The 24,088-nt window shown below is 64.8% G+C and carries 24 protein-coding genes; 14 read left to right on the top strand and 10 right to left on the bottom strand.

All coding sequences use genetic code 11. The features are described from left to right. Window positions 1-299 precede the first annotated feature (299 nt). Both XI09_RS23130 and XI09_RS23125 read left to right on the top strand, forming a co-directional pair. Window positions 300-1,700 carry a selenium-binding protein SBP56-related protein gene (locus XI09_RS23130; RefSeq protein ID WP_271568904.1) on the top strand — a complete coding sequence of 467 codons (1,401 nt, stop codon included), beginning with the start codon at window positions 300-302 and terminating at the stop codon, window positions 1,698-1,700. 83 nt (window positions 1,701-1,783) lie between these two features. Then, complete coding sequence (locus tag XI09_RS23125; RefSeq protein WP_271568903.1) at window positions 1,784-2,377, top strand: hypothetical protein; 594 nt, start codon at window positions 1,784-1,786, stop codon at window positions 2,375-2,377. A 3-nt stretch (window positions 2,378-2,380) separates the two neighbouring features. Here the strand turns inward: XI09_RS23125 and XI09_RS23120 are convergent, their stop codons facing one another. The 3 genes from XI09_RS23120 to XI09_RS23110 are packed head-to-tail and all read right to left on the bottom strand — an operon-like array spanning window position 2,381 to window position 4,941. Then, window positions 2,381-3,073 carry a DUF1045 domain-containing protein gene (locus XI09_RS23120; RefSeq protein WP_271568902.1) on the bottom strand — a complete coding sequence of 231 codons (693 nt, stop codon included), beginning with the start codon at window positions 3,071-3,073 and terminating at the stop codon, window positions 2,381-2,383. A gap of 18 nt (window positions 3,074-3,091) precedes the next feature. Beyond that, on the bottom strand, window positions 3,092-4,285 hold the full coding sequence (locus XI09_RS23115; protein ID WP_271568901.1) for an alpha-D-ribose 1-methylphosphonate 5-triphosphate diphosphatase: 1,194 nt from the start codon (window positions 4,283-4,285) through the stop codon (window positions 3,092-3,094). After that, window positions 4,282-4,941, bottom strand: a complete 660-nt coding sequence (locus XI09_RS23110; RefSeq protein WP_271568900.1) for a chloramphenicol acetyltransferase — start codon at window positions 4,939-4,941, stop codon at window positions 4,282-4,284. Before XI09_RS23110 ends, XI09_RS23115 begins: the two co-directional genes overlap by 4 nt. A gap of 173 nt (window positions 4,942-5,114) precedes the next feature. On the opposite strand from XI09_RS23110, the gene phnC reads away from it, so the two are divergent. The 4 genes from phnC (at window position 5,115) to phnE (XI09_RS23090) (ending at window position 8,729) form a co-directional block, all read left to right on the top strand. Continuing rightward, window positions 5,115-5,924 (top strand): phosphonate ABC transporter ATP-binding protein, encoded by an 810-nt coding sequence (gene phnC / locus XI09_RS23105; RefSeq protein WP_027543449.1) that lies wholly within the window; start codon window positions 5,115-5,117, stop codon window positions 5,922-5,924. 64 nt (window positions 5,925-5,988) lie between these two features. Beyond that, window positions 5,989-6,924 carry a phosphonate ABC transporter substrate-binding protein gene (gene phnD / locus XI09_RS23100; RefSeq protein WP_271568899.1) on the top strand — a complete coding sequence of 312 codons (936 nt, stop codon included), beginning with the start codon at window positions 5,989-5,991 and terminating at the stop codon, window positions 6,922-6,924. 75 nt (window positions 6,925-6,999) lie between these two features. Then, the gene (gene phnE / locus XI09_RS23095) at window positions 7,000-7,884 is read left to right on the top strand and encodes a phosphonate ABC transporter, permease protein PhnE (RefSeq protein WP_271568898.1); all 885 of its coding nucleotides are present in this window, start codon (window positions 7,000-7,002) and stop codon (window positions 7,882-7,884) included. After that, the gene (gene phnE / locus XI09_RS23090) at window positions 7,881-8,729 is read left to right on the top strand and encodes a phosphonate ABC transporter, permease protein PhnE (protein WP_271568897.1); all 849 of its coding nucleotides are present in this window, start codon (window positions 7,881-7,883) and stop codon (window positions 8,727-8,729) included. The genes phnE (XI09_RS23095) and phnE (XI09_RS23090) overlap by 4 nt, the downstream gene beginning before the upstream one ends. A gap of 57 nt (window positions 8,730-8,786) precedes the next feature. Here the strand turns inward: phnE (XI09_RS23090) and XI09_RS23085 are convergent, their stop codons facing one another. Continuing rightward, window positions 8,787-10,346, bottom strand: a complete 1,560-nt coding sequence (locus tag XI09_RS23085) for a winged helix-turn-helix domain-containing tetratricopeptide repeat protein (RefSeq protein WP_271568896.1) — start codon at window positions 10,344-10,346, stop codon at window positions 8,787-8,789. Between XI09_RS23085 and XI09_RS23080 the strand changes: the two genes are divergently transcribed. The 3 genes from XI09_RS23080 (at window position 10,239) to XI09_RS23070 (ending at window position 13,836) form a co-directional block, all read left to right on the top strand. After that, complete coding sequence (locus tag XI09_RS23080) at window positions 10,239-10,544, top strand: hypothetical protein (RefSeq protein ID WP_271568907.1); 306 nt, start codon at window positions 10,239-10,241, stop codon at window positions 10,542-10,544. The two genes, XI09_RS23085 and XI09_RS23080, sit on opposite strands and share 108 nt — an antisense overlap. 560 nt (window positions 10,545-11,104) lie before the next feature. Continuing rightward, window positions 11,105-12,466 carry a 3-carboxy-cis,cis-muconate cycloisomerase gene (gene pcaB, locus XI09_RS23075; protein ID WP_271568895.1) on the top strand — a complete coding sequence of 454 codons (1,362 nt, stop codon included), beginning with the start codon at window positions 11,105-11,107 and terminating at the stop codon, window positions 12,464-12,466. Window positions 12,467-12,579: 113 nt separating this feature from the next. Beyond that, a complete protein-coding gene (locus XI09_RS23070) occupies window positions 12,580-13,836 on the top strand; it encodes an aminopeptidase (protein ID WP_271568894.1) in 1,257 nt (418 codons plus the stop codon). A 9-nt stretch (window positions 13,837-13,845) separates the two neighbouring features. Here the strand turns inward: XI09_RS23070 and XI09_RS23065 are convergent, their stop codons facing one another. Then, window positions 13,846-14,400 carry a hypothetical protein gene (locus XI09_RS23065; protein WP_271568893.1) on the bottom strand — a complete coding sequence of 185 codons (555 nt, stop codon included), beginning with the start codon at window positions 14,398-14,400 and terminating at the stop codon, window positions 13,846-13,848. A 238-nt stretch (window positions 14,401-14,638) separates the two neighbouring features. On the opposite strand from XI09_RS23065, the gene XI09_RS23060 reads away from it, so the two are divergent. Beyond that, window positions 14,639-15,094, top strand: coding sequence for a cupin domain-containing protein (locus XI09_RS23060; protein WP_271568892.1), 456 nt, complete (start codon window positions 14,639-14,641; stop codon window positions 15,092-15,094). 106 nt (window positions 15,095-15,200) lie between these two features. On the opposite strand, the gene XI09_RS23055 is transcribed toward XI09_RS23060, so the two are convergent. The 5 genes from XI09_RS23055 to XI09_RS23035 form a co-directional block, all read right to left on the bottom strand. Further along, a complete protein-coding gene (locus XI09_RS23055; protein ID WP_271568891.1) occupies window positions 15,201-16,253 on the bottom strand; it encodes an amidohydrolase family protein in 1,053 nt (350 codons plus the stop codon). A 112-nt stretch (window positions 16,254-16,365) separates the two neighbouring features. Then, window positions 16,366-16,887 carry a hypothetical protein gene (locus tag XI09_RS23050; protein ID WP_271568890.1) on the bottom strand — a complete coding sequence of 174 codons (522 nt, stop codon included), beginning with the start codon at window positions 16,885-16,887 and terminating at the stop codon, window positions 16,366-16,368. Window positions 16,888-16,952: 65 nt separating this feature from the next. Further along, window positions 16,953-17,768 carry an MBL fold metallo-hydrolase gene (locus XI09_RS23045; protein ID WP_271568889.1) on the bottom strand — a complete coding sequence of 272 codons (816 nt, stop codon included), beginning with the start codon at window positions 17,766-17,768 and terminating at the stop codon, window positions 16,953-16,955. A gap of 90 nt (window positions 17,769-17,858) precedes the next feature. Further along, window positions 17,859-19,382, bottom strand: coding sequence for a permease (locus XI09_RS23040; protein WP_271568888.1), 1,524 nt, complete (start codon window positions 19,380-19,382; stop codon window positions 17,859-17,861). Continuing rightward, window positions 19,379-20,128 carry an ABC transporter ATP-binding protein gene (locus XI09_RS23035; RefSeq protein ID WP_271568906.1) on the bottom strand — a complete coding sequence of 250 codons (750 nt, stop codon included), beginning with the start codon at window positions 20,126-20,128 and terminating at the stop codon, window positions 19,379-19,381. Before XI09_RS23035 ends, XI09_RS23040 begins: the two co-directional genes overlap by 4 nt. Before the next feature lie 261 nt (window positions 20,129-20,389). On the opposite strand from XI09_RS23035, the gene XI09_RS23030 reads away from it, so the two are divergent. The 4 genes from XI09_RS23030 to XI09_RS23015 are packed head-to-tail and all read left to right on the top strand — an operon-like array spanning window position 20,390 to window position 23,970. Further along, entirely contained in the window at window positions 20,390-21,265 is an 876-nt protein-coding gene (locus XI09_RS23030) for a branched-chain amino acid ABC transporter permease (RefSeq protein ID WP_271568887.1), read from the top strand. 5 nt (window positions 21,266-21,270) lie between these two features. Continuing rightward, window positions 21,271-22,422: a branched-chain amino acid ABC transporter permease gene (locus XI09_RS23025; RefSeq protein ID WP_271568886.1), complete on the top strand. Its 1,152-nt coding sequence runs from the start codon at window positions 21,271-21,273 to the stop codon at window positions 22,420-22,422. Further along, complete coding sequence (locus tag XI09_RS23020; RefSeq protein WP_271568885.1) at window positions 22,419-23,177, top strand: ABC transporter ATP-binding protein; 759 nt, start codon at window positions 22,419-22,421, stop codon at window positions 23,175-23,177. The genes XI09_RS23025 and XI09_RS23020 overlap by 4 nt, the downstream gene beginning before the upstream one ends. Window positions 23,178-23,181: 4 nt before the next feature. Further along, window positions 23,182-23,970 (top strand): ABC transporter ATP-binding protein, encoded by a 789-nt coding sequence (locus XI09_RS23015; protein WP_271568905.1) that lies wholly within the window; start codon window positions 23,182-23,184, stop codon window positions 23,968-23,970. Window positions 23,971-24,088 lie beyond the last annotated feature (118 nt).

The following is a 24,088-nucleotide window of genomic DNA, read 5'->3' as shown; positions in this document are numbered from 1 at the left end:
ACGAAGACTCGAGGTTACCATCTCGCGCCACAACCGCTCCCTGGGGTTATGGGTCCCGGCCCCCGTGCGCAATTGCGCCCTGGGCTGGGGACGACACCGAGCCTGATCCCGCCGGCTTCCATTTGGCTGGAGGCGTCGAATTAGCGCGGCTCGGGCCGTTTCCCGCAGCCCGGCGATGACGTATTGTACGCTCGCCAACCAAGCCCGCGGAGCATATCAGGACATCGCATAACAGCTCTTCATTATGCCGCTATCCCGAGCCAGGTTGGCGCGAACCGACAGAACAGGGAGGCAGTGCCATGACGATGAGGCCGGATCCCACCTTTCACGCATCGCCCAAGCTTGCGATGGAAGCACCTGCGGAGAACTTTGCCTATACGTTGCTGCTCAGTCCGGATTTCTCAAAGCCGGATGCTCTCGCGGTCATCGACGTCAAGCCGGGATCGCCGACCTATAGCCAAATCGTCCACACCGTGACGATGCCCAACAAGGGCGACGAGTTTCATCACTTCGGCTGGAATGCCTGCTCCTCCGCCTTGTCGCCGCTCGCCGGACACGCCTTCATCGAGCGGCGCTATCTCATCATCCCCGGGCTGCGCTCGTCGCGGATCTACATCATCGATACCAAGCCCGATCCGACCAAAGCCAAGATCCACAAGATCATCGAACCAGAGGAGGTCTTCAAGAAGACCGGCTACTCGCGGCCGCACACCATCCATTGCGGGCCGGACGGCATTTATGTGAGCACGCTGGGCGGCGGCGGCAAGGACGGCACCAACGGACCTCCAGGCGTTTTCGTCATGGATTGCGAGACGTTCGAGGTGCTTGGACGATGGGAGATCGACCGTGGCCCGCAGACATTGCATTATGACTTCTGGTGGAATCTGCCGCGCGATTACATGGTGACGAGCGAATGGGCGTTGCCGCCGCAGTTCGAGAACGGGATCGTCCCGGAGGATCTGCTGTCGAACAAATATGGCCATCGTCTCCACTTCTGGGATCTCCGCGCCCGGCGCAACGTGCAAACCATCGACCTCGGCGCCAATCATCAGATGGCGCTGGAAGTGCGGCCCGCACACGATCCGGTTCGCGAATACGGCTTCGTGGGCGTTGTGGTTGACACCACCAACCTCGAAGCATCGATCTGGACCTGGTGGCGCGAAGGCGGAAAATTCCATGCTGAGAAGACGGCGACGATCCCTCCCGAACCCGCGCCAAAGGAGCAGCTCCCGCCGCTGCTGCAGGGATTTGGCGCCGTGCCGCCGCTGGTGACCGACATCGACCTGTCGATGGATGACCGGTTTCTCTATGTTTCCTGCTGGGGCACGGGTGAAATGCGCCAGTACGATGTGAGTGATCCGCGAAAGCCGAAGCTTGCGGGCTCCGTCCACATCGGCGGCATCGCGCGCCGCACTCCCCATCCGAACGGCAAGGCATTTGCGGCCGGTCCGCAGATGGTCGAGATCAGCCGCGACGGCAGGCGCGTGTACTGGACCAATTCGCTCTATTCGACCTGGGACGATCAGTTCTATCCCGATGGGGTTCCGGGCGTGGAAGTCATGGCCAATGTCGGCCGCAACGGCGGCCTCGAGCTCGACAAGGACTATTTCGTGAGCTTCCCCGACGGATATCGTGCGCACCAGATCAGGCTCGAGGGCGGCGATTGTTCGACGGACTCCTTTTGCTACCCGTCGGTCTAGATGGGGGGCACGCGAGCCCGGCGCTTGGCTGGCTCTGGCTCGCTCTTGTTGCGAGCGGTCTCTACCACGGGGTCAATCCGGGAATGGGGTGGCCGCTCGCCGTTTCGGCCGGGCTCATGGACAAGAACCCACGCGCGCTGTTCCGTGCGTTGTGGGCTCTGGCGGCCGGACATCTCCTGGCAACACTTCTCGTGCTGCTGCCATTCGCGTTCCTGCTCGTACTGGCCGAGTGGCAGCGTTCGATCCAGCTCGGCGCGAGCCTTCTCGTCATCGGCTTCGGTGTCTATCGGCTGATCGAGCGGCGCCATCCCCGCGCGCTGGCACGAATTCCGCCAACGCAATTGGCGCTCTGGTCATTCGCCGTTGCCATTGCCCACGGCGCGGCCTTGATGCTCGTGCCGATCTATCTCGGGCTCTGCCAGGCCTTCGAGCTCGATGCCGGCCATGAGGCGGCGGGCGCGCTGATGAAGGCAAGTCTCGGGATGGCGGTGCTGGTGTCCCTGGTGCACGTTGCCGCCATGGTCAGCGCCGGCGGATGTCTGGCGTGGCTGGTCTACCGCTATCTGGGATTGAGGTTCGTCTCGCGAAGCTGGTTCAATCTGGATGCAGTCTGGGCGACCAGCCTCGTTCTGGTTGGCGCGGTGGCGCTCGCCTTCAATCTTGCGAGCTGGCGCTGAGGTCTACCGCGCCAAAGCCCACTCGCCGATGATGCGGAAGCGTGCCTTGGTCTCGTCCTGCTTGAACAGGGCGAGGCGGTCGATCGCCAGCGTGTCCAGACGAAGCGACGCGAACCGCGTCCGCAACATCTCCAGGATCGGGCCGCGGCGTTCTGCATCCAGCCGGCCGGTCAGGGTCATGTGGAAGCGGAATTCTTCCATCACGTAAGGGTAACCCCAGCGGTCGAGATAATCGCGCTGCCGCTCGGTGAGTTTGTGGGGCTTCCGCCGCGCGCGATCTCCCGCAGTGAGGGCCGCGCGGAAGGAATCGAATTCACGGGCGCAATCGGCGGCAAATTGCTGAAGAGCATCGACCGGCTCGGCCGGAATGACGGCAATGAAGCCGCTGATGGCATCGATGACAGGGCGGATCACCGGAATTGTCCGCCGTTCGCCGGCGAATGTCGCGCAGGCCGCGGCGAGATCCGCTTCGGTCCTGCCGGGCGCGAGCGCCATGGGCGCCTTCAGCGTGGCGTGAAAGCCGTATTTGCGGGGATCGGCGGAGACGTCGCGCCAGTCCGGTGCAACGTGCAGCGCCTCGGGCGGAAACGGCACCTCGTCGCCGGTATAGGCATCATAGCCGAGCAGCCCGGCGCCGAAGCGGGAGAGGGCGGTGTCGGCGCCGGCGGCAAAATAGATCGCGTAGCGGGGAATCATTGCCCGAGCATAACCGGTTTATGCCGCGACGGCAGCCTCGCGCGGCGCTGCCGCCGCGCTGAGCAGTCGTGTCGCATCGGTAAGATGCACGAGCTTTCCGCCTGCGACCACCGCGACCAGCCGCGGCCGCAGCGGCACGGTGTCGTCGATGAGCAGGATGTCGGCGCGGCGTCCTACGGCGAGGATGCCGCGGTCGGCAAGGCCGGTGGCGCGCGCCGGCGCCGCGGAGACCAGGCTCCAGGCCTCGGTCAGCGGCAACACGCCATCGGCGGCGAGGCGGAACGCGGCGAGCAGCTGCGCGGGATAGTAATAATCCGACGCCAGCACCGAGCAGAGCCCTTTTGCGATCATGTCGGATGCCCTGGTCCAGCCGGTGTGGCTGCCGCCGCGCACGACGTTCGGCGCGCCATAGACGATGGCATCGCCGTGGCGCGCTGCCGCCCGCGCCGTCTCCTCGTTGATCGGAAACTCGGCGATCATCGCGCCGAGCTCGCGAAATTCCTGGCGCATCGCGGGTGTCGCATCGTCATGCGAGAGCATCCGCACGTCCGCCGCGCGGGCAGCCGCCGCGAGCCGCGACACGGAGGCCGGCACGTCGGCGGCGCGCGAGATCACGCGGTCGACCAGCCTGTCAAAATCCTCGCTGGACAAGCCGGTGCGCTCCACCATGCGGTTGCGCTTGCGCGGCTTCGCCATGTCGGCGACGGTGCCGTCCATGTGGTCGTTGAAGGCGAACAAGTCGACGCGCCCCTCGGCGAGCCACTGGGCGATCTCGGTTTCGGCATCGAGATTGTAGGTCTCGTGCCGCAGATGGAAGCGGGTGTCGGCGGCAAATTGCGGACGCTGCCGCTCGATCGCCTCCATCAAGCCGCGCGCATTGTCGGCGCTGCGCAGGCCCGGCTCCCACGAGCAGGTCGTGGCGTGAAACACCGTGGTGATGCCGTTGCTGATCGCCTGGCGGTCGCTGTCGGCGAGCGCGACGTCGATCGGGAAGTCCACGCCGGCGCGCGGCATCATCTGCCGCTCGAAGGCATCGCCATGCAGATCGACGATTCCCGGCAGCACCAGCAGATTGCGTGCATCGATCGCGAGCCGAGCCCGGCCACGGGAGGCATCGACCTGTGCGATGTCCGTTCCGGACACGCTGAGTGAAGCTTCGACCAACTCGGTGCCGATCAGGGCCCGGCCGCCCTCGAGGAAAATGTCTGTCACGCGACCGCGCTTCGTTTGTTGGCAGGGGAGTGTGCCCGTGCTTCATACGTGGAGAGAAAATCTTCAATCCCGAGCTTGCGGAAATCGGGCAGCGCTTCACGCAATTTGTCGTGATCCCAGTCCCACCAGGCGAGCCGCGCAAGCCGTCCGGCGATCTCTTCAGAGAACCGCCGCCGCACGATGCGCGCGGGATTGCCGGCAACGATAGTGTAGGCCGGCACGTCCTTGGTGACGATGGCGCCGGCCGCGATCACCGCGCCGGTGCCGATGTTGCGGCCGGGCAGCACGATCGCGCCATGGCCGATCCAGACGTCGTGGCCGATATGGACGTGATGCTGGCGCCGCCAGTCGAAGAAATCTGTGTCGTCCCTCTCGCCCTCGAAGTAGGCGCTGGAACGGTAGGTAAAGTGGGCCTGTGTCGCGCGATGCATCGGATGATTGCCGGGGTTGATGCGCGTCATCGCCGCGATCGAGCAGAATTTTCCAACGGTCGCGTAGGTGATCTGCGAATCGTTCACGACATAGGAGTAATCGCCCATCGTGACTTCATGCAGGATCGTGCGCGCGCCGACCTCGGTATAGGCGCCGAGCCTGGTCTCGTGCAGCTTGGCTGAGGGATCGATGGTCGGTTGGACTGAAAGGGCTTTGCCGGCCATGTCGTATCCGAAGCGCGAGGGTGGGCGTTTCTCTTCGAGCGGCTTGATGACAATGTCATGACGCAGCGATGACAGGGGATGAGGTGTGTTGGATCGCCGCACCGCAACGTGCATGTCACACAAGTGTCAAGCGTCGGCGTTAGCGGTGGGTCCCAGCTACTCTGGAGCCCAGCATGCTGGTGGTTGAAGGTCTGACGTGCCGCTTTGGCGCAAAAGCCGCGGTGGACGACGCTTCGTTTCAAATTTCCCCCGGCGGATTCGTCGGCGTGATCGGACGATCCGGCGCCGGCAAGTCGACCTTGCTCCGGACCATCAACCGCCTGGTGACGCCGACGCAGGGACGCATCCTGTTCGACGGCATCGACGTCACCGCGCTGCGCGGCAAGGAGCTGCGGCAGTGGCGGGCGCGCTCGGCGATGATCTTCCAGCAGTTCAACCTCGTCGGCCGGCTCGATGTTCTCACCAACGTCCTGATGGGGCGCCTCGCGACGATGCCGGCCTGGCGCTCGCTGTCGCAGACCTGGCCCGAACACGACAAGGCGCTGGCGATGTCGGCGCTCGAGCAGTTCGATATCGCCGCGCTCGCCGCCCAGCGCGCCGACCAGCTCTCCGGTGGCCAGCAGCAGCGCGTCGCGATCGCCCGCGCGCTGGTGCAGCAGCCCGACATCATTCTCGCCGACGAGCCGATTGCTTCGCTCGACCCGCGCAACACCAAGATCGTGATGGATGCGCTGCTGCGCATCAACAAGCATTTCGGCATCACCGTTCTCTGCAACCTGCATTCGCTCGACCTGGCGCGTAGCTATTGCGACCGCCTGATCGGCATGGCGCAGGGCCGCGTGGTGTTCGACGGCGCGCCGTCTGCGCTGACCGATCACGTCGCGCGCGAACTTTACGACCTCGAAGCCACCGACGTCATGGGCGGCACGCCGGTGCCGGCGCCCGAAGGCATTCCGGCGCTCGGAACGGCGGCCGCCGCCTGAGCCGCAGCGCTTCTGTAGTTGCCAGTTTTTGCGTCAACCGACCCCAACCGATGAAGAGGGTATCATGATCACTCGCAGATTATTTCTTGCCGGCGCCGCCGCGCTCGCGTTCACGGCCTCTGCCTCCGCCGACGACTGGAAAGCCAAATATCCCGAGCTGACCTTCGCGGTCGTTCCGGCCGAGAACGCCTCCGGCGTTACCGAGCGCTGGGCGCCGTTCGTGAGCTATCTCTCCAAGGAATTGGGTGTGAAGGTCACGCTGCGCATCGCCAATGACTACGCTGCCGTGATCGAGGGTCAGCGCGCCGGCAACATCCACATCGCCAGCTACGGCTCGGCCTCGTTCGCCCGCGCCCGGCTGACCGGCGTCAAGACCGACGCCTTCGCCAACGACATCAACGCCGACGGCTCGACCGGCTACTATTCGGTGTTCTTCGTCAAGGCGAACAGCCCCTACAAGAGCGTCGACCAGCTCAAGGGCAAGAATCTCGGCCTCGTCGATCCGAACTCGACGTCCGGCAACAACGTGCCGCGCTTCGAGCTCGACAAGATGGGCATCGCGGATGCCGACAGCTATTTCGGCAAGGTCGTCTTCACCGGCAGCCACGAGAACGCGATGCTCGCGCTGGCGCAGGGCACGGTTGACGTCGCGGCCAACCAGTGGACCAGCGACGATGATTCGACGCTGGCGCAGATGCTGACCAAGGGCATGCTGAAGAACGCCGACGGCTCGGCGATGAAGAAGGACGATTTCCGCATCATCCACAAGTCGGCGCCGATCATCAACGGCCCCTATGCCTACAACTCGGACCTGCCGGAAGAGGCCAAGGCGGCCATCGCCAAGGCGTTCTTCGACGCGCCGACCAAGGACAAGGCCGCGTTCGACCGTCTCTCCGACGGTCAGAAGAAGGGTTTTCATCCCGCCACCACCAAGGATTGGGATGGCACGATCGAGCTGATCAAGTTCGTCGATGCACTGCGTAAGAAGAAGGCGTCCTGAGTTTCGGGACGACGAACTGGAGCCGGGTCGATGGACCCGGCTCTTTCTCTTTGATCGGCCACTTTTCCTGAACAGATGACCGTCGCGGTTTCGATCCTGCCCGAGCAGCAACTGGCTGCGCTGAACGCCGCTTATCATCAGGCGGTCGCGCGCAGGCGGCTCCGTCTCTTGCTCGGAGTTGTGGTGTTCGCCGCCGCGCTGCTTCTTGCCGCGATCGGCGCCGAAGTTAACCTGCGCACCTTCTTCACCTATTTCGGCAACTTCGTCAGCTATTTCGATCGCATCCTCACGCTCGACAACGGCCAGCGGGTCTGGACCGATGCCGGCGAGTGGCTGTGGGGCTGGCGCAAATGGCTGAAGATGCTGGGTGAGACGCTGCTGATCAGCTATGTCGGCACGCTGATCGGCGCGACCTTCGCCTTCGTCCTGAACTTCTTCGCGGCGGAAAATACCTCGCCCGCGCCCTGGCTGCGCTTTACGGTGCGGCGCCTGCTGGAGTTCGCCCGCACCGTCCCGGGCATCGTCTTCGCGCTGATCTTCGTGATCGCCTTCGGGCTCGGGCCGATGGCGGGCGTGCTGGCGATCGCGATCCATTCCACCGGTGCGCTCGGAAAGCTGTTCTCCGAGATCGTCGAGAATGCCGACATGAAGCCGGTCGAGGGCATCCGCTCCACCGGCGCGAGCTGGCTGTCGTGCATGCGCTTTGCCGTCGTGCCGCAGGTGACCGCGGGCTACGCCAGCTACGCGCTGCTGCGCTTCGAGATCAATGTTCGCGAAGCCTCCGTGATGGGCTTTGTCGGTGCCGGCGGCATCGGTCAGGAGCTCGTCGTCGCCATCCGCAAGTTCTATTATTCGGACGTCAGCGCCATCCTGCTCACCATCATCGTCACCGTCTTCGTCATCGACATCACCACCGGCTGGCTGCGCGGCCGCCTGTTCGGCAAGGAGGCGCGGACGTGACGCGGCGGCAGGAGGTCGACACCGCGCAGCTTCGCGCGCGCTATCCCGACGTGTTCGACCGGCCCGCTTCGGCGCGGCTCGCAATGCCGGCGATGATCGTCGCGACGTTCGCGATCCTGATCTACGGCCTCGTCGATCTCGACTTCTCGCCGTCGCGCTTCCTCGCCGGCCTCAGCCAGCTCGGCTGGATCAGCCTGATGATGATTCCGCCCGATCCCGGCACCTCGCTGCCGATCTATTTGAAGGCGCTCGGTGAGACGCTGTCGATCGCCTTGCTCGGCACGACGCTCGCGGCGGTGTTCGCGCTGCCGGTCAGCCTGCTCGCCGCCCGCAACGTCGTGCCGTCGAACATCCTTCGCTTTCCGATCCGCCGTTTCCTCGATTCGATCCGCGGCGTCGACACGCTGATCTGGGCGCTGGTGTGGATCAACGTGGTCGGGCTCGGCCCCTTCGCCGGCGTGCTCGCCATCGCGGTGTCGGATTTCGGCGCCTTCGGAAAACTGTTCTCGGAGGCGATCGAGGGCGCCGACCAGAAGCAGGTCGAGGGCATCCGCGCCTCCGGCGGCAGTGCGCTGCACGAAATCCGCTTCGGCCTGTTGCCGCAGGTCCTGCCCGTGATTGCCGGCCAGGTGCTTTATTTCATCGAGTCCAACACCCGCTCGGCCACCATCATCGGCATCGTCGGCGCCGGCGGCATCGGCCTCCAGCTCGCCGAGCAGATCCGCGTGCTGGAATGGCAGAGGGTGTCGTTCCTGATCCTGATGATCCTGGTCGCGGTCGCCGCGATCGATTTCATCTCGGGCAAGCTCCGTTTCGCCATCATCGGAAGGCGCGCGGTAGCTTAGGTTGTTCTCTTCCCTTCGTCCCCGGTCAGGGCGCACTGTCAATGCTGCGCGAGATGTCTACTCCATCCCCGCGCGCCGCAACCCTTCGAGATAATGCTCGCGGTCCTGCTCCAGCAGCATCGGCAGCTCGCTTGTGATCCAGGCGAGCGAGATGCCGGGCTGGGCGCGGCGCAAGCCTTCCAGCGCGGACGCGGCAAGGGCCGGATCACCCAACATACCTGCGGCCGCCGTCAGCACGCGATGTGCGCCGACGAAATCGGCGCGCTGCCGCATCGATTCGCGCGCCATCTGCAAGCTAGCCTCGTAGTTGCGGCCGATGAACTGGGCGTAGGCGGCAACCCCGCAATAGATCGCCGCGAGCGGATCGCGCGGGCTCAGCCGCAGCGCGCGGCGCGCGGCGGCATCGCCGTCCTGCCATCGTCCCGCGTAGCACAGCGTGACGCCATAGAAGGCGTGCGCCATCGCGAAATTCGGATTGAGGCTCAAGGCCAGCTCAAACTCCGCCAGCGCGTCGTCGAAGCGGCGGCGGAACAGGTAGGTATAGGCGAGGCCGTGATGGGCCCAGGCGTCCTCGCGATCGGCCTCCACCGCCGCAAGCGCCGCACGTTCGGCGACCGGCACGGTCGCGGCCATGTCGGCCCAGCCCATATGCGCGCCGAAGATATGGCTGGTCGCGAGCAGGCCCAGCGCCTTGCCATAAGCGGGATCGATCGCGACGGCCTTCTCGAGCAGCCCTTGCGCGGCCGCATTGTCCTCGCGGGTGATGCGCCAGTGGTGCGATAATGCGCGCATCACGAGATCCCAGGCATCCAGGCTGCCAGGTGGCTTCTGCCCGGCGCGAAAGCTCTCGGCCGTATAGAGCTGCGGCTCGATCGCGGCGACGATCGCCTCGGTGATATCGTCCTGCACGGCGAAGATGTCGGCAAGCTCGCGGTCGTAGCGTTCGGCCCAGAGATGGCTGCCCGTCGAGACGTCGTTGAGCTGGGCCGAGATGCGCACGCGCTCGCCGCTCCGCCGCACGCTGCCTTCGACCACGTAGCGTACACCGAGCTCGCGCGCGACCTCGTGGATGTGCACGGCGCGGCCCTTGTAGACGAAGGAGGAATTGCGCGCGACGACGAAGAACCAGCGCAGCTTCGACAGCGCGGTGATGATGTCCTCGCTGATGCCGTCGGAGAAATAGTCCTGCTCGCGGTCACCGCTCATGTTGGTGAAGGGCAGCACCGCGATGGCGGGCCGCTCGGGCAGCGCGAGTGCCGTCTGCGGCGCCTGTATCCACCGGCCGGGCTCCGGCGGGGCCGCTGCGAGCTTGGTCTCGACATCGCCGACGAAGCGAAATCCCTTGCGCGCGATGGTGCGGATCAGCGCCTGGCTCGCGCCGCTGTCGCCGACCGCCTTGCGTGCCGCGTTGATCCGGCTGGTCAGGGTGGATTCGGAGACGCTGCGCCCGTGCCAGATCTTGTCGATCAGCTCGTCCTTGCTGACCACCCGGTCGCGGTTTTCCATCAGATGGACGACGAGGTCGAAAACCTGCGGTTCCACGGAAATGGGAACCTGCTCGCGGCTCAGCTCGCGCCGGTCGGTGTCGAGAAGGTGATCCCGGAACAGAAACTGCACGTCGAAAACTCAGACCTCACGACGACATCGGACAATGATGAAATCAAAATGGATTTCGACTTGAAGTCTGTGAGTCCGCCGAAGGGCCCGCCCGGTTCACCGCAATCGCCAGATGGCAGCCATGCTGATTTCGGGGAGGAATACAACCTGAATGAGAATCTGGCCGTTTCGGTCAGATTGTCGCGGGCTACGTCGTGAATCTGACATTGCCGACTGCCGCAGCCATCGCCGTCATCCTGAGGTGCCGTAGCGTAGCGGAGGCCTCGAAGGATGGACGGCCCGGCTGCATCCCGGCCGCTCATCCTTCGAGGCTCCGCGTGCGCTGCTTCGCATCGCGCGCTTCGTACCTCAGGATGACGGTTCGAATAGCATCGCAGCCCGCATGTCACCGTGCTCATGCGGGCCACAACTGCAGAATCGAAGCATTCCAGAATCTTTCCGCGGCAGCCTGGATTGCTCGTCGAGCTCCTCGCAATGACGGTGTTGAGGTCGCGTGAGATATCTCCCCGATGTCGTCCTGGCGAAGGCCGGGACCCATACCGCGGAATCTATCGATTGGGGCGGTAGAAGTCCCGCACATGGAGTCTTCGCCGAACTGCTTCCTGGGGTGATCGCGACGAGCGCAGGGCGCTCGCGCGGAGGTCCTGGCTTTCGCCAGGACGACATTGAGTGTGTGTCGAACAGTGAATGTCGATTGCTCCGCTTGATATCCCGCGTAAGCTGTTGCCACACAAGACAACAGCCACGAAGAAACGCCCATGCCCGCTTTTCACGCCTCGACCACCGTGCTCGACTCCATGCTGTTCCGTGACGCCTTCGGCACGCCGCAGATGCGGGAGGTGTTTTCCGATGTCGCGCTGGTTGCGCGCTATGCCGAGGTCGAAGTGGCGCTGGCGAAGGCGGAGGCCAAATGCGGCGTGATCCCGCAGGATGCCGCCGACCAGATCGCGGCGCGGACCGACGTCGCTGCGCTCGACTTCGACCTGTTGCGGCAGGAGACCGACATCGTCGGCTATCCGATCCTCCCCTTGGTGCACCAGATGGTGAAGCAATGCGGCGATGCCGGCCGCTACGTGCATTGGGGCGCGACCACGCAGGACATCATGGACACCGCCGTGGTGCTGCAATTGCGGGCTGCGCTCGAGATCGTCGAGCGCGACATTGCGGAGCTGCGAAAGATTCTCGCCGATCTCTCGAAGCGTCATCGCGACACGCCGATGGCGGGGCGCACCCATCTCCAGCAGGCGCTGCCGGTCACCTTCGGCTACAAGACCGCGATCTGGCTCGCGATGTTCGACCGTCATGCCGAGCGTCTGGCGCAATTGAAGCCGCGCGTGCTGGTCGGCCAGTTCGCCGGCGCCGCCGGCACGCTGGCCTCGCTCGGCGACAAGGGCTTTGAGGTGCAGGAGGCGCTCTGCACCGAGCTGAAGCTCGGCGTTCCCGCCTCGACCTGGCACGTCGCGCGCGACGGCTTTGCCGAGGCCGTGAACTTCCTCGCGCTCGTCACCGGCTCCCTCGGCAAGATCGCGCTCGACATCATGATCATGGCCTCGACCGAGTTCGCCGAGGTCTACGAGCCCTTCGTCAAGGGCCGCGGCGCCTCCTCGACCATGCCGCAGAAGCGCAACCCGATCTCCTCGGAACTGATGCTGGCGGCGTCCAAGGCGGTGCGCCAGCATGCGGGCCTGATGCTGGATGCGATGGTGCAGGATTTCGAGCGTGCCACCGGCCCCTGGCACGCCGAATGGATGGCGATCCCCGAAAGTTTCGTGCTGACTGCCGGGGCGCTGCACCAGGCGAGGTTCGCGCTCGCGGGCCTCATCGTCGACGAGGCGAAGATGAACGACAATCTCGCCATCAGCCGGGGCCTGATTGTGGCCGAAGCGGTCATGATGGGGCTCGCGCCGCAGATCGGGCGGCAGGAGGCGCATGACGTGGTCTACGACGCCTGCCGGCTCGCCAACGAGAAAGGTTTGACGCTGGCGGACGCGCTCTCGTCCGACTCGCGCGTCTCTACCAGAATCGACCGCGCGACGATCGATGCGCTCACTTCACCGAAAAATTACCTTGGCCTTGCTCCCGCCATGGTCGACCGGGTGCTGAAATCGGCAACGCGTTGAAAACCAAGATGCGTGAAACTGCGTATCTTTCGTCGCCCCCAATACGCTCGTATACTTGTGTCTCGCGATGCTAGACTTAGATTGAGCGAGAGACTTTCGGCAGAGGACCCGGCATGACCGATCAACGCATCACCTCCACTCCCATCGATCCTGCGAAACTCGACCGGCTGGCCGAGGTGGCGGTGAAGGTGGGCCTGGGCTTGCGGCCGGGACAGGATCTGCTCCTGACGGCGCCCGCGATTGCGCTGCCGCTGGTGCGGCGGATCGCCGTTCATGCCTACAAGGCCGGCGCCGGTATCGTGACGCCGATCCTGTCGGACGAGGAGATGACGCTGGCGCGTTACCGCCACGGTCATGACAACAGTTTCGATCGCGCCGCCGGCTGGCTCTATGAAGGCATGGCCAAGGCATTCTCAGACAACACCGCGCGGCTCGCCATCGTCGGCGACAATCCGATGCTGCTGTCGGGCGAAGATCCGTCCAAGGTGGCGCGCGCCAGCAAGGCCAACTCGATGGCCTATCAGCCGGCACTGGAAAAGATCGTCAATTTCGACACCAACTGGAACATCATCGCCTATCCGAGCCCGTCCTGGGCCAAGCAGGTGTTCCCTGGCGATCCCGAGGACGTCGCGATCGGCAAGCTCGCGGATGCGATCTTTGCGGCCTCCCGCGTCGATCGCGAGGACGCGATGGCCAACTGGGCAAGCCACAATGCGGTGCTGCGTGAGCGCACCAACTGGCTCAACGGCCAGCGTTTCCGCGCCTTACAGTACTCAGGACCGGGCACCGACCTCACCATCGGGCTTGCCGACGGCCATGAATGGGAGGGCGGCGCCTCTCTGTCCAAGAACGGTATCAGCTGCAACGCCAACATCCCGACCGAAGAGGTCTTCACCACGCCGCATTGCCGCCGCGTCTATGGTCATGTCGTGAGCTCGAAGCCACTGTCCTACCAGGGCACGCTGATCGACAACATCGCGGTGCGCTTCGAGGACGGCAAGATCGTCGACGCGAAGGCCTCGCGCGGCGCCGAGGTGCTGAACAAGGTGCTCGACACCGACGAGGGCGCGCGCCGTCTCGGCGAAGTGGCGCTGGTGCCGCATTCCTCGCCAATCTCGCAGAGCGGGCTGTTGTTCTACAACACGCTGTTCGACGAGAACGCGGCCTCGCACATCGCGCTCGGCCAGTGCTATTCGAAGTGCTTCGTCAACGGCGCCCAGCTGACACCGCAGCAGATCGCAGCGCAAGGCGGCAACCAGAGCCTGATCCATATCGACTGGATGATCGGCTCGGCCGAGACCGACATCGACGGCATTCTCACCGATGGCAGCAAGGTACCGGTGTTCCGCAAGGGCGAGTGGGCGAAGTAGGACTTCCCATCACGCCGCTGCGTTGCGCAGCATCGGGTTGTTGTCGATGCTGAAGCGGTTGAACAGCGTCGTGAACGGGCTGCCGTCGGTGGCCCGCACGATGGCGTCGGAAGCAGCCACCGCCTCGTAGAGCGCACCGACCGGATCGTCCGGCTCGGGCAGGTCGAGGCCCTTGCGGATTTCCTCGCGGGCCTCGTTGACCTCGTCCTCGTCGTCGAGGGTCGCCTCCAGCGCATCCGCCGCGCGCCGCATCTCCGCGAGGTCGCCGCCCGCGGAGAATCTGAGAATGTCGAGCCAGTAGGGGCGGGCCACGACGAGCTGGATGAAGGCCTCGAACGTAGCAGCGATAATTCCTGCGCGGCCCCCCGATGACACGTAGAGCACATTCTGCGACGGCAGCAGCACGAACGCGCCGCCGGAGCCGTCACTGCCGATCTGCCGGGGGCTTTCGACGCCGTCGACGGTAAACCAGGGCTCCTCGTCCGGCGTGAAGGAGATATCAAGGCCCCCGAGCCGGGTCACGACCTGGCTGTTGGCTGTCAGAACCTCGGGCGTGAGGGGCATCAGCGCGGCTCCTTTCAGTCACTTCGCGCATTTTGTCGCACCCCGGAAAAGATGGGTTCATGTGCGCGAATTTGCAGGGGAATCGCGGCGTTAGCTGCTTCGCACATGCAACTTGCGGCTGATTGTCGAGGCCTGCGTAAGAAAGAATTAAAAGCCGATCACTAGCGTTGCCAACATCATTGGAAACAATCCGGGCCCCGAACCGGGCCAAACCTATTTTCATTCCCTGAGGAAACAGATGTCGCGCGCAATGATTGAAATCGGCAGTTGCAATGTGGATCTCGAGCTGCGGCCGATCGAGCCGTCCTGGATCATCGAGGGCAATCCGGTGTCGCGCTCGCACATCCTGTCCACCAGCGCGGACGGTACCGCCTCGACCATCATCTGGTCGTGCACCGAAGGGCGCTTCAACTGGTACTACGACATCGACGAGACGATCATGATCATGGAAGGATCGATCGTGCTCGAAAGCGACGGCATGCCGCCGAAGCGCTACGGCCCCGGCGACGTCATCTTCTTCCGCGACGGCGCGCATGCCAAATGGCATGTCGAAGGCCACGTCAAGAAGATCGCGTTCTGCCGCAAGACCAGTCCCGTGATGATCGGTTTCCTGATCCGCGTGGTCAACAAGCTCAAGAAGATGTTCGCCTCCAGCGGCGAGCGCCGTCCCGCCTCGCTGATGGGTGCCGGCTAGCGCCTGCCCGGACAACAACGTTTCAAGGACGCTTCCCAGCGGCCACGACGAAGAGGGGTCGGGATCAACATCCCGGCCCCTCTTCTCGTCATGACGGCAAATCTTGTCATGACGGCAAGTCGAGCCGGTAGACATCGGTCGCGGTCTGCGAGAACAGCGCCGTCTTCTCGGCCTCGCTCAGAGGCGATGCGATGCGCTTGAAGGCGTTGAAGATCGCCTGGTAGCTGCACTGGCCCTTGTCCGGCGGGAAATTGCTCTCGAACATCGCGCGTCTTGCGCCGAATGCCTCGATGCAGGTCTCGATATAGGGCCGCCAGGCCGCGGCAAGCTCTTGGGACGACGGCGGCCTCTCGCGCAGATGGAAATCGTAGCCCAGCAGGCACATCGCGAGGCCGCCGAGCTTCACCACCACGTTCTCGCATTTGGCGATCTCGCGGATCGAGGCGCGCCATTGCGGGAACACCTCCTCGCGTCGTCCTGCAAAGCGGCCGACGCCGGCCGGACCGCCGCAATGGTCGAGCACGATCTGGGTGTCGGGGAAGGCGCGCGCGAGCTCGGCCAGCTCGCCGATCTGCGGATGGAACAGCCAGGCATCGAAGCTGAGGTTCAGCGGCGCGAGGCAGGCAAAGCCCTTGCGGAAGGTCGGATCCTGCAACAGCCCCTTCGGCCGGTTCGCATACATGCCGGCGACGACGGGATCCTGGTCCCAGGCCGAGGAATGCCGGATGCCGCGGAAACGGCCGTTGCCCGCCGCGATCTCGGCTTCCAGCACCGGCCTGGCGGCGTCGCCCAGCAGCAGGTTCACATGGCTGACGATGCCGGCGCAGATCGCGGCCGTGCCGTAAGCACCGCTTGCGCTCATCGCGGCGACGCCGTTGGCGAACTCGACTTCGCCGACGGGCCGGAACGCCTCGGGCCCGTGCGCGCGATACATCGAGCGGCAGTCGACATAGACGGTGGCGATGATGTTGTGGCCGGAGGCGATGTCGGCCGCCATCTCCTCGATCAGATAGCGGTGCCCGCGATTCCAGAGATGGTGATGGGGATCGACGATCGGCCGCGAGGGATCGATGATCTCCTCCTGATGCAGCGCGAGCCAGTCCTCGCGCGGCTCGACGAATAGCCCGCTCGTGTTGGCGGGTAGACCGCTTGCAGACATCGGCGTTCGCTCCCGTTTTGTTTTTATGGCGGGAGCCTAGCACCTCATCCTTGCGTACAGCAGCGCGCGCCGCGCAACCGCGCCCTTCACCGCGAGCACAACGGCGCCGTCGTCAGCCCTTGCGCCGCTTCGCCCTCACATCGACCACAAGCCGCCAGTCAGACGCCGCGGTCGGCTTGACCTCGCCGAGCCAATGGAAGGAGTCGCCGGCAATCTCCGTAAAACTCCACCGCGTCAGGTCGCCGGACTCGGTCGTGCCTTCCTGCACGATGTCATCGCCGCGCGGACGGCCGATCTGCTGGCGGAACACGCTGCGGCCGGGATCGAACCAGGAGATTCGCCACGCGGATATGGAGGGGTCATAGACCCGCAGCGTCGTGCCGTACCAATTGCCGGCGATCGGAAAGGCCGGGCTGCCGGTGCGACGGGGAATGATCCAGACGTCCTGGACGGCGCGGCCTTCCAGCACCCAGCCGAAATGGATTTCGCCGGGCGCGACGTGTTTCGTTCCATCGGGGCCGTGGGCGGTGATCTCGGCATCCCAGTCGCCGACGAACTGGCCGTAAAGCCGGAGCGCCGCTTCATGCTCCGCGTTCGGTCCATCCGCGTGCAACAATCGCGCAAAATCGGTCATGTCGATCTCCTGTTGCGGGAAGATCAGCACCAATGCGCGGCAGCCGGCTTGGAGAAAATTGCGCCTCAGACGCCGTCGAGGATGATCACCGTCGGCTTCGACGGCAGCGCATCGCGCGACATCCGGAAGGAGCGCTCGAGGCGCCGGTCGATCTCGAACTGCTGGCCGATCCGGCGCATGAAATCGTCGAGCGGGGTGGCGAAACGGTGCATCGGCAGCACCACCGAGGCGCGCAGCCGTTTGGTGATCTCGGAGATGCCGTCCAGCGACATGGTGTAGGTGCCGTCGATCGGCACCATCACGATGTCGAGCCGCCCGATCTGGGCGAAATGGCTGTCGTCGAGCTTGTGGTGGAGGTGGCCGAGATGGCCGATGCAGAGGCCGGCGACCTCGAAGATGAAGATCGAATTGCCGTCGCGGATCATGTCGGTGCCGGCATCGTCGCCGAAATAGCGGCGGATGTCGGTCGTGACGTTGCGGACGAAGGTGTCGCCGATGCGTTCCGACACGATGGCCGGTTTGCCGTCCTCGCTCCAGCCATGCAGCACATGGGGAATGCGCTTGTCGGGGAAGAGCGTGTAGTGGGTGCTGTGGGCCCGGTTCATGGTGGCCACATCGGGCAGCCGGCCGACCTGATAGGCGCCGCTATAGTCGGTCGCGATGCGCAGGCCGCCGGGCGTGTCGATGGTGTAGGTGGAGTGGCCGGCATAGGTGATCTCGACCTCGGCCGCGCCAGCCGCCTGCCGGAAGGCGACCGGCATGGCGCGCGGCGCGGTGTTGGCCATCGCCAGGCACTCGCTGCGTTGTGGCTGCTGCTGGGCGAGGGCAGGCGAGAGGAACGCGCCGAACAGCGCCAGAGCCGCCGAAACAAGTTGCCACATATCCGTCCCCGATGACCTCAGGGGAAGTCTAGCGTGCAACGCAGCACAGAGCCAATGGCCTGCGATCAACAGCGCGTCAGTGTCGCACCCTCACTCCCGCCGCGGGCTGAATTTCCAGGTGATGGCGACGAGGCTCGCGGTGATCAGGCCACTGATGAGGCCGGCAAGCGGCAGCGCGAGCAGCAACGCGGCGGTCGCGGCCCAGCCGATCGAGGAGAAGGCTTCGGCGAAGGTCGCAAGCCGCGAGGAGGTCTGGCGGCGGCGGAATTGGCTGCGCCGGGCCTGCACCCGGAACCAGAGCTGGATCGCGGTCGCGGAGGCCGCGCTGATGATGATCGCAACGGCACTGACCGCAGCCTGGATCGGCGAGGCAAACGCCAGCGTCGCGACCAGCGGGCAGAAGATGACCGCGATCGCGATCAGCACCACCTCGATCTTGGCGCGAATGACGCTGGACGGCGTCAGCGGCGCGGTCGCGACCAGGTCGGGGGCGTCCTCGCCCGAGATCGTCAGCCAGGCCAGCCCGCCGGCGAGCTGTCCCGCCGCCATCACGATCACAGGCGTGATCAGCGTCAGTGCGGCAGAGCGGTCGGCGAAGCTGCGCCAGAGCAGCAGCGCCGGCGGCACCAGATAGAGCAACTGCATCAGGGTCTGCGAGATCAGCCAGGGATCGCGCCAGAGCAGCGAAAATTCCTTGCGGCGCAGCGCCTGCTGCCGCGATCCGCCGCGGAACGGCCGCTGCGCGCTTCGGCGGCCGGATGTGCCGTACGCCGCGGCGTCGATCGCGGTGTCGGCAAAGCGGCCCGAGAAGATCGCCATGACGCTGCCCAGCAGCACCAGCCCGAGCGCGAGAAGCAGCAGCAGTGCCTCGCTGTCGCCCATGACTGCCCGCGCCGGCCACCACCAGATACTGTCGAGGTCGGGGGCGTGTTCGGCAAAGGTGCCGGAGGTCAGGATGGTGATGCGCGACAGCGTGCCATAGGACATGATCGCGGCGACCTGGAGCGCGATCACGAAGCCGGCGCCGATGATGGCGGCGAGGATCTGCGCCACGAAGCGCGTCCGCGCCGGGCCGATCAGGCGAAACAGCAGGATGGTGACGGCAATCGCGATCGCCGCAGCCGACAGGCCCATCGCGACGACGACGCCGAACGCCGCAAGCCAGCGCGGTCCGCCGCCGATCACCAGCACGTCGATGAAGGGTGTCGAGAACAACAGCGCCAGCACCGTGACGGCGAGCGCGATCGCGGCGATGCGCACCGAGAACAGGTTGGCCAGCGTCGCCGGCGAAGACATGATCAGATCGAGATCGGCGCGGGCATAAAACGCCCGCGTCACCGATTCGATCGCCTGCGACAGCATCAAGGTCCAGGCCAGAAAGATGGTTGCCGTGATCACGATCAGCGAGGATTTGTCGAGCGGCAGTTGCAGGTCGGCGAGGCGGCCGATCACCGCCCAGGCCGGCACGTGCAGGAGCGCTGCGAAGAGAAGCAGGCCGATGACGGCGGCGCGCGTCCGCTTGCGCCGGCCGCCGGTCATCACGGCGAGCCATTCGCGCCAGGCAAGCCGGAGCTCGTGGCGGGCAAACCAGGACAGCGCAGTCGCCGAGCTCATGCGGCTTCCTGGAGCGTCACCAGTGCGATGAAGAGATCTTCCAGGCTGGTGTCGGCATGGCCGTTCTGCTGGCGCAGCTCGGTGAGCGTGCCTTCGGCGACGAGGCGGCCCGAGGCGATCACGCCGATGCGGTCGGCCATGCGCTCGGCAACCTCGAGAATATGCGTGGTCATGATCACGGTGCAGCCGGCGCGGACGCGCTCGCTCAGGAGGCCCTTCACGTGGCGGGCGGAGACGGCATCGAGCCCCGTCAGCGGCTCGTCGAGGATGATGAGGCGGGGTTCGTGCACCAGCGCGCCGGCCAGCGCCACCTTCTGGCGCATGCCCTTGGAAAAGCCCTCGCAGCGTTCGTGCCGGTGCGCCTCGAGCCCGAGCGAGCTGAGCAGCCCCTCGGCGACCGGTTCCGAGACGGATGGCGCGATGCCCCAGAGCCCGGCGACGAATTCGAGATATTCGAGCGGGGTTAGCTTGTCATAGATCATCGGCTCGTCGGACACCCACGCCATCACCTGCTTGGCGGCGACGGGGTTTTCCAGCGCATCGATGCCGAAGATCGAGACCGCGCCGGAGTCGGGCCGCAAGAGGCCAGCAACCATGCGCAAAGTGGTGGTCTTGCCGGCGCCGTTGGGGCCGACCAGGGCGTAGAATTCACCGGCGTGAATTGTGAGGTCGAGGCCATCGACCGCCAGACGGTCAAAACGCTTCGTTAACCCTCGGACTTCGAGCGCCGAGCTGTCCGGCTTCATGACGGCCACACCATCCGATTTTGCATCGCCCGCGACCATGACCCGAAGATGTTTCGGCGCGGTGAATCGCATTGCCGCAAATTCCGTCATCCGTCTTGGACTAAAGGCAAGTCACCGTTTGTTGACAGCGCTTGGCGGTTCAGGCTGAATTGGCGCCGGGACAAATGGCGCTAACGCAGCGAAACGACTGCGTAGCGACTGAACACAAGATGCGACGTGGCGATCGAAGAACCGCCGGTTGCGTCAGGAGGAAGCGCGGCGATGCTGGATTTCGTTCAGCAGCTGGTCAGCGGTGTTGCGCTCGGCTGCGTCTACGGCCTGATCGCGCTCGGCTTCGTGCTGGTCTACAAGGCGACCGAGGTCGTCAATTTCGCCCAGGGCGATCTGATGATGCTGGGCGGCTTCCTCGCCTTCACCTTCATCGGCATGATGGGCCTGAACTACTGGATCGGCTTCGCCGGTGCGGTGGCCGCGATGGCGCTGTTCGGCATGCTGGCCGAACGCGTGGTGGTGCGCCCGATCCTCGGCTATCCGCAATTCTCCATCATCATGGCGACCATCGGGCTCGGCTACTTCCTGCGTTCGATCGCCGGCATGATCTGGGGCACCGACGATCTGAAGATCGAGACGCCGTTCAGCCAGGGCGTGCTGCGCATCGGCTCGCTGGTGCTCGCCTACGACAAGCTCTCGGTGATCGCGGCGACGATGATCCTGTGCACGCTGCTCTGGCTGTTCTTCAACAAGACCACGCTCGGCACCGCGATGCGCGCCAGTTCCGAGAACATGCTGGCGGCCTATTACATGGGCATTCCGGTCAAGCGCGTGGTGTCGATCGTCTGGGCCATCAGCGCGGCGGTCGCGACCTGCGCCGGTGTGCTGCTGGCGCCGATCACCTTCATCCACTCCAATGTCGGCCTCGTGCTCGGCCTCAAGGCATTCCCCGCCGCTGTCCTCGGTGGCTTCGGCTCGATCCCCGGCGCGGTGGTCGGCGGCGTCCTGATCGGCGTGATCGAGAGCATGGCCGGCTTCTATCTGGCCGAGGGCTGGAAGGACGCCGCGCCCTACATCGTGTTGCTCGCCGTGCTCTTGCTCAAGCCCGAAGGCCTGTTCGGCCTTCACGTCCGCAAGAAGGTCTGAACGCCATGCGCTTCCTGTTCAAGACCGACTACGAAGACGACATCAAGCTGTTCCCGCATTCGGGCTATTTCGTCTCCTACGGCATCCTGCTCGCGCTGCTGCTGATCGCGCCTTACGTGCTCTCCAGCTATCTGATGAGCCAGCTCGTCTTCGTCTGCATCTATGCAACCGTCGGCGTGGCGCTGCTGATCCTGACCGGGTTCACCGGCCAGGCCTCGCTCGGGCACGCGGCGTTCCTCGCGATCGGCGCCTACACGGCGGCCTATTTGCAGAAATACAACGTGCCGTTCCCGGTCTACTTCCTCGCCGCAGGTCTTCTGACCGGCTGCATTGGCGCGATGGTCGGCTTTCCCGCGCTGCGGCTCCAGGGCATCTATCTCGTCATCGCCACCATCTCCTTTGCCCTGATCGTCGAGGAGGTCCTGGCGCGCTGGGAGACCGTCACCAACGGCAACGAGGGCATGCGGATCAAGACGCTGTCGCTGCTCGGCGTCGCGGTGCCGCGCGACAGCCCGACCTTCTATTTCCTGTGTCTTGCCGTGCTGGTGCTGACCATCGTCGGCACGCTCAATCTCTTGCGCTCGCCGACGGGCCGCGCCTTCGTCGCAATCCGCGACAGCGAGACCGCGGCGCGCAGCATGGGCGTCAACGTCGCGCTCTACAAGGTGAAGTCCTTTGCGATCTCGGCGGCAATCACCGGCTTTGCCGGCGTCTTGTTCGCGCACAAGCTCTCCTTCATTTCGCCGGAGATGTTCACGCTCCAGCTCTCGATCGAGTTCATCATCGTGATCCTGATCGGCGGCAGCTTCAGCCTGCACGGCGCCGTGCTGGGCGCGATCTTCATCGTGATGATCGACCCGTTCCTGACCTATCTGAAGGACGACATGCCTGGCATCATCGCCGGCATTGCCGCCGCTTTCGGTGCCGGCACGCAAGGAGCGGCCAACGTCCAGTCCACGGTCGCAGCCTTCGCCTCGCTCAACGGGCTGAAGGGCGCGATCTACGGCATCATCATCGTGCTGTTCGTGCTGTTCGAGCCGCTCGGGCTCTACGGCCGCTGGCTCAAGATCAAGCTCTTCTTCCAGCTCTTCCCGCTCTACAAGCGCGCCACCTTCAAGCGGCAGAAGATCTACGTGAAGTCGGAGCGTAACCGATGAGCTATTTCCGCGCCGAGAATCTGTCGCTGCATTTCGGCGGCCTCAAGGCCGTCGATGCGGTGTCGTTCGCGGTGGAGAAGGGCGAGATCCTCTCGATCATCGGTCCCAACGGCGCCGGCAAGAGCTCGATCTTCAACCTGATCTCGCGCATCTACCGGCCGACCTCGGGCCGCATCTTCTTCGAGGACCAGGACATCACCGAGCAGCCGCCTTACGATATCGCAAGACTCGGCATCGCCCGCACCTTCCAGAACATCGAGCTGTTCGAGAATGCGACCGTGCTGTCCAACCTCCTGGTCGGACGCCACCGCCATTCCACCACGCAGCTCTGGCAGGAGCTTCTGTTCCTGCCCAGCGTGCGTGCCAACGAGAAAGTGCATCGCCGCCGGGTCGAGCAGGTCATCGAGTTCCTCGACCTCGAACCCTACCGCGACAAGCTGATCTCGGGCCTTCCTTACGGCGTGCGCAAGGTGATCGAGCTGGCGCGGGCGCTGTGCTCGGAGCCGAAGCTGATCCTGCTCGACGAGCCGTCCTCGGGCCTCAATGTCGAGGAGACCGACGACATGTCGTTCTGGATCCGCGACATGAAGAACGAGCTCGGCATCACCGTGCTGATGGTCGAGCACGACATGTCGCTGGTCAACCGCGTCTCCGATCGCGTCATCGCGCTGAACTACGGCCGCGTGCTGGCGATGGGCTCGCCGGCTGAGGTGCAGCGGCACCCTGATGTCGTCGCCGCGTATCTGGGAGCCTGATGCGATGGATGCCGCGGTGACACCAGACGTCATCCTGAAGCTCTCCAACATCGAGAGCTATTACGGGCCGATCATGGCGATCCGCGGCATCTCGCTGGAGGTGCCGCGCGGCCGCATCGTCACGCTGCTCGGCGCCAACGGCGCCGGCAAGACCACGGTGCTGAAGACGATCTCCGGCATTCTCGATCCGCAGAAGGGCACGATCGAGTTCATGGGCAAGCCGATCCAGCGCATGGAGGCCGACCGGATCGTGCGGCTGGGCCTCAGCCACGTGCCGGAGGGGCGCGAGGTGTTCCCGTTCCTCTCCGTGCGCGAGAACCTGATGATGGGCGCCTATCCACGCAAGGACCGTGGCGGCGTCGCGGAGGATCTGGAGCGCGTCTACGGCTATTTTCCGCGACTGAAGGAGCGCATCGACCAGCCGGCCGGCCAGCTCTCCGGCGGCGAGCAGCAGATGCTCGCGATCGGCCGTGCGCTGATGAACCGGCCGACCTTGCTGCTGCTCGACGAGCCCTCGCTCGGCCTGTCGCCGCTGCTGGTGAAGGAGATCTTCACCATCATCCGCCGGGTCAACGAGGAGCAGGGCATGTCGATCCTGCTGGTCGAGCAGAACGCCAAGGTGGCGCTGGAGACGGCGCATTACGGCTATGTGCTCGAGATCGGCCGCATCGTGATGAACGACAGCTGCGACCGCTTGATGCATTCCCAGGACATCCAGGAATTCTACCTTGGTGCCAAGGAAGCGGGCGCGCGAGGCGAGCGGCGCTGGAAAAAGAAGAAGACGTGGCGTTAGAAGACCTGGCGTTAGAAGACTTGGCCGTTAAAGGAAGTTTTGGCGTTAAAGCAGGAATTGGCGTTAAATGGGATTGCCCGTCCGAAAGACATAGACCGCCGGCAAGGCAGGCAGCGGA

The sequence above is a fragment of the Bradyrhizobium sp. CCBAU 11386 genome (assembly GCF_028128955.1).
Taxonomy (GTDB): Bacteria; Pseudomonadota; Alphaproteobacteria; order Rhizobiales; family Xanthobacteraceae; genus Bradyrhizobium.
The sequence above is the reverse complement of the archived record's forward strand: the minus strand, read 5'-3'. Positions and strand labels throughout refer to the sequence as shown.